This window comes from Kroppenstedtia sanguinis, assembly GCF_050433445.1.
GTDB lineage: Bacteria > Bacillota > Bacilli > Thermoactinomycetales > DSM-45169 > Kroppenstedtia > Kroppenstedtia sanguinis.
This window is the reverse complement of record NZ_JBNPXF010000046.1, coordinates 1-4836: the sequence shown is the minus strand read 5'-3', so window position 1 is coordinate 4836 and position 4836 is coordinate 1. Positions and strand designations below refer to the sequence as shown.

The window sequence follows — 4836 nt, the reverse complement described above, 5'->3', positions numbered from 1 at the left end:
TCAGTTGCCAGCACGTAAAGGTGGGCACTCTGGCGAGACGGCCGGTGAAAGCCGGAGGAAGGTGGGGATGACGTCAAATCATCATGCCCCTTATGTCCTGGGCTACACACGTGCTACAATGGCCGGTACAACGGGTAGCGAACCCGCGAGGGGGAGCCAATCCAAAAAACCGGTCTCAGTTCGGATCGCAGGCTGCAACTCGCCTGCGTGAAGCTGGAATCGCTAGTAATCGCGGATCAGCATGCCGCGGTGAATCCGTTCCCGGGCCTTGTACACACCGCCCGTCACACCACGAGAGTCTGCAACACCCGAAGTCGGTGAGGTAACCTTCGGGAACCAGCCGCCGAAGGTGGGGCAGATGATTGGGGTGAAGTCGTAACAAGGTATCCCTACCGGAAGGTGGGGATGGATCACCTCCTTTCTACGGAGTATCTTCGGATACACAAACGGTTTTTACAGGGTCGTTTAATCGCTCTTTAGTTTTCAGGGAATGCAACCCCTCTTGATTCGATGGAGAATCAAGAGGGGTTTTTTATGTAAAAAAGATTGTCAGCGGCGAGGTCCCTTTGGTAGCGCTCTGTCTGGAACGGTACAGAAAATTTCAAGTCCCTCTCCAACTTTGAAACTGAATATTTGCGTGATTTTATATTGAATCCGTTTGAAAACCTTCGGGAGGTCGGATACTTTTTTTGCCTGTCAGCAGGATGTTTTGGCTAGGGGATGGAAACCGTGAGCGAACAAGTAGTCATCACCCTTTGATATGGGCACACTTTTGCCCTCTCATCATTTTTTAATGTTCGGTTGTTAAATTCAAAGTAAGAATGAGTGGGAGATTTTCAAATGTCCGGCACCCTTCGGGGGAAACATATGACGACAGTCAGGCGTGTTGATTCCCCCTATTTTAGGTAGGAAATCAGGTCGGGAGGGTGGGACGGTGAAGAGCCTTTGCACCCATAGGGCACAAGTCTCGCCAGGGTCGCTTTCCGCTCCCGGGTCTCGCTATGCGTTCTTTGCAAGAGATCGTAGCCGTCCCACCCTCCCCGTCCCCTCAAGCCATATTTTACGTTGGGGCAATGGGAAGAGCGAAAGGTCTATTTCGTTTCCTACATCCATTCCTGGTTAATCAACAGCCCTGGACGACAGGCTGTGTTATGAAAAAGTCTGAGGAGAGACCTGCTTATGTGTTACAAACAAATTCTGATCATTGAAGATGAAGTCAAGATTGCCCGGGTGATTCAATTGGAGTTGCAATACGAAGGCTATGAAGTGGAGAGTGCCACAGATGGCGTCCAGGGTTTGAAGCTGGCGAAGAGGAAACACTGGGATTTGATTCTGTTAGACATCATGCTCCCGGGTTTGAACGGAATTGAGGTATTGCGGCGGTTTCGGTTGGAAGATGAGGGAACGCCGGTTATTTTATTGACGGCACGGGATGCTGTTCCCGACAAAGTGACCGGACTGGACCAAGGTGCCAACGATTATATCACCAAACCATTTGAGATTGAAGAATTGCTGGCCCGAATCCGAGCTTGTATCCGCACCAGTGAAAGGTGGAGAAAATCCACGGAAGAAGAAACGCTGGTTTTGGAAGACTTAGAGGTGAATCCCAGCACCCGGGTGGTGGTGCGGGCAGGACGGGCGCTGGATTTGACGCCTAGAGAATTTGATCTGTTGGTTTTTCTTCTGCAAAACCAGCGTCAAGTGCTTAGTCGAGAACAGATTATCACCCAAGTTTGGGGATATGATTATTACGGAGATACCAATGTGGTAGATGTTTACATCCGTTACTTACGAAAAAAAATCGATACGGGGTTTGACTTCCCGCTGATTAAAACGGTTCGTGGGGTCGGATACAGCATGCGAGGTCCACAAGAATGAAACTCGGTACCAAAATCCAACTCTTCACCACTCTTTGGATGGTAATGATCCTCGTTCTGATCAATACGGGTATTTATGCCCTGTTTTATCATTCTGCGATGAGCCTGGAGCTGACACGGTTACAAGATAAAACCGAAAGCATGGTTAAAGCAGTGAAAGGGGAGCTGGCCACTCCCGGAGGAGCCACACGACTGCTTCGCGCCTATATTCCGGAAGAGGGGATGATCCGGGTGGTGGATCAGCGAAATCGAGCCGTCTTAACCGTGACGGAGAATCCAAATCTGACCCGAATCAAACCCAAGTACGAAAATCAAGAAAGTCATCGTAGGATTCACGTGGATCAGCGTCCCTATTTATCGGTTGTGTATCCGATGGTATGGGAAAACGGAGATGTAACCGATATGGAAGTGACACAGAGTCTGGAAGGGATTTACGCCAATTTGAAGATGTTGCGGTGGGTTTTAGGTGTGGCTGGGTTGGCGGTCCTGGTTCCAACGTTGATGGGCGGAAGGATGTTGACACGGTTGATTCTCCGTCCCATCCATTCCTTGACTCAAACCATGGAAATGAACCAACGACAAGGTTCCTATCAACATCTAGAAACCGGGCGCAGATCCAAAGACGAATTATACTGGATGGCAGTTACCTTCAACCGGATGATGGATATATTGAAAACCCATTACGAAAAACAACAGCAATTCGTGTCGGATGCTTCCCATGAACTGAAGACTCCATTGACAGTCATTGAGAGCTATGCAAAATTGCTGAAACGTTGGGGAATGAAACGGCCGGAGATTTTAAAGGAAGCGGTGGACTCCATTCATTCGGAAGCGGTACGGATGAAGGAGATGACCCGGCAGATGTTGGAGCTGGCCACAGAGGAGCATCATGAAGTCCTGGAAATCGAGGAAACCGAGCTGGTTTCTTTTTGCGAAGCTTCTTTGAAGCCGTTGCGTAAGACCTATCAGCGAGATATTGAATTGAAGTCGGACAGAGAAACGGTTTATGCAGAAGTGGATCAGCAAAAAATCAAACAACTTCTGTTTATTCTGCTGGATAATGCACTCAAGTACAGTGAAGGCTTAGTGACGGTCCATGTGGGGAAAAAAAGGGAGAATCCCTTCCTTTCAGTGACAGATCGGGGCGTTGGAATTCCAGCAGAGGAGCAGGAACGGATCTTTGAACGGTTTTATCGGGTGGACAAAGCGAGAAGTAGGGATACAGGGGGCACGGGTCTAGGCCTTTCCGTTGCTAAAAAGATTGTCAAAGCCCATGGGGCGGAAATCGATGTGGAGAGTAAAGAAAATCAAGGGACGACGGTGACCGTTAGTTTCCGGAAAGGTGTTCCGCTTCAGGAGGGGAGAGACGAATGAAAAAAAGAGGATGGGCAGTGCTGGCAGCGGTGGTAATTCTCATCGGGGTCGGCTGGGGAATCAAGCAGTTCCTGGACCGGGACTTCTCTCCGGATTTGTCATCCAAAGAGGTGATCCGGATGATTGAAGATCGCTATCCCGGCCGAGTGACCCAGGCACAGTTGGACCCAGAGCAGAGACAACCGCAATATGATTTGAAACTGGAAGCCACGGGAGGAATCTATAAAATTCGGGTGGATGCCGAGTCAGGGAAGATACTTGAGATGACGCAGGCAAAAGAACAGGGTCCAACTCAAGAACAAGACACAAATCCGAATCAAACCCAACTCTCCCGCAGTGAAGTAGAGGAAATAGCCAGGAAGCAATTCCAGGGTCGGATCAAGAAAATTGATTTGGAACGGGAAGACGGGCGCTTGGTTTATGAAGTGGTCATGAAGTCGGCAAACCAGGAAGCCGAGCTGGAGGTCGATGCCCATAACGGCCGAGTTTTGTTGCTGTCTATTGAGGAGGAGGACTGATCTTTTCATTTCATTTATAAGGGGATTCTCATCAAATTCTAATCTCTCTGAAGTGATCTTCTCATATTCGGACCTTAATATGTAAAGCAGATCGAGATGAGCTATGGAGGGCGCCATTAAGGGCCCCTGTGGATGACTTGCACCACTTCTAGGATTAAAGGAGAGATGAAGAATGAAGAAAACGTGGTTGTCTGTATTGGCGGGTGCTGTGATTATTTCCGTTGCCGGAATGGGTGCCAATCAGATGTTTGCCTCTGATGACCATGGATCCAGTCCGCAAAAAGAGGAAAATCAAACAGAACAAAAGTTGTCGGAGCAGGAAGTCATGAAAATTGCCAAGGATGAGTTTGATGGGAAAGTGACTGAAGTGGAGTTGAAATATAAAGGTGAAACGCCTGTTTATGAAGTGGAATTGATCAAGGCGGGGACAGAAGCGGAAATCAAAGTGGATAGCAACTCCGGTAAGATCCTGAAGAAGGAAACAGAAACCAAAGAGACAGATAACGCTGCATTACCCGAAGAGGATGTTTTCAAACCAGGGATTACGATGAAGCAAGCAGAGAAGATCGCTTTGCATGAAGCGGGAGAAAAAGGACAGATTAAAGAGATCAAACTGGAAAAAGAGGATGGGCAGTTGATTTATGAAGTGGAAATACAATCCGGTACACAGGAAACGGAGATCGAGATGGATGCCCAATCCGGGAAAGTACTTGAAGTCAGTACAGAGCAGGAAGACTGATTAACAGCAGAATCTCGTTCATCTAAGCATGGAATAGAACAAGGCAGGCGGGAGAGGGACGAAGCATTGAAACCGGCTCACTCTCATCCGCCTGTTTCTCAGAGTAGCAGAGAAAAACAAAATTGAAATTAGGGGTTGACCACAAAGATTCTCCATGATATATTATTACTTGTCGTCGCGAGATACCGTTGCGACGCAGAAGAGTGAGATGCACCTTGAAAACCGGATATAGAAGAGCCAAGAATAGATTTCACCGAAGCAACTGAGGAGAAGTAGTGAAGGGCACACGGTGGATGCCTTGGCGCCAGGAGCCGAAGAAGGACGGGGC

At 48.5% G+C, this 4836-nt stretch carries 4 protein-coding genes and 1 rRNA gene; all 5 read left to right on the top strand.

The genetic code is table 11. The annotated features are described in order from the left end of the window. Nucleotides 1–421 (top strand): 16S ribosomal RNA (locus JOD24_RS15940); the annotation flags it as partial. Nucleotides 422–1179: 758 nt separating this feature from the next. After that, nucleotides 1180–1878, top strand: a complete 699-nt coding sequence (locus tag JOD24_RS15935; RefSeq protein ID WP_380167662.1) for a response regulator transcription factor — start codon at nt 1180–1182, stop codon at nt 1876–1878. Beyond that, on the top strand, nt 1875–3251 hold the full coding sequence (locus JOD24_RS15930) for a sensor histidine kinase (protein WP_380167660.1): 1377 nt from the start codon (nt 1875–1877) through the stop codon (nt 3249–3251). Before JOD24_RS15935 ends, JOD24_RS15930 begins: the two co-directional genes overlap by 4 nt. Next, nucleotides 3248–3769, top strand: a complete 522-nt coding sequence (locus JOD24_RS15925; RefSeq protein WP_380167658.1) for a PepSY domain-containing protein — start codon at nt 3248–3250, stop codon at nt 3767–3769. Before JOD24_RS15930 ends, JOD24_RS15925 begins: the two co-directional genes overlap by 4 nt. A 172-nt stretch (nt 3770–3941) precedes the next feature. Then, entirely contained in the window at nt 3942–4508 is a 567-nt protein-coding gene (locus JOD24_RS15920) for a PepSY domain-containing protein (protein ID WP_380167656.1), read from the top strand. Nucleotides 4509–4836: the final 328 nt, after the last annotated feature.

Coding starts and splice junctions, on each gene's coding strand:
- JOD24_RS15920 (WP_380167656.1), top strand. CDS start 3,942: ATGAAGAAAACGTGGTTGTCTGTATTGGCGGGTGCTGTGATTATTTCC.
- JOD24_RS15925 (WP_380167658.1), top strand. CDS start 3,248: ATGAAAAAAAGAGGATGGGCAGTGCTGGCAGCGGTGGTAATTCTCATC.
- JOD24_RS15935 (WP_380167662.1), top strand. CDS start 1,180: ATGTGTTACAAACAAATTCTGATCATTGAAGATGAAGTCAAGATTGCC.
- JOD24_RS15930 (WP_380167660.1), top strand. CDS start 1,875: ATGAAACTCGGTACCAAAATCCAACTCTTCACCACTCTTTGGATGGTA.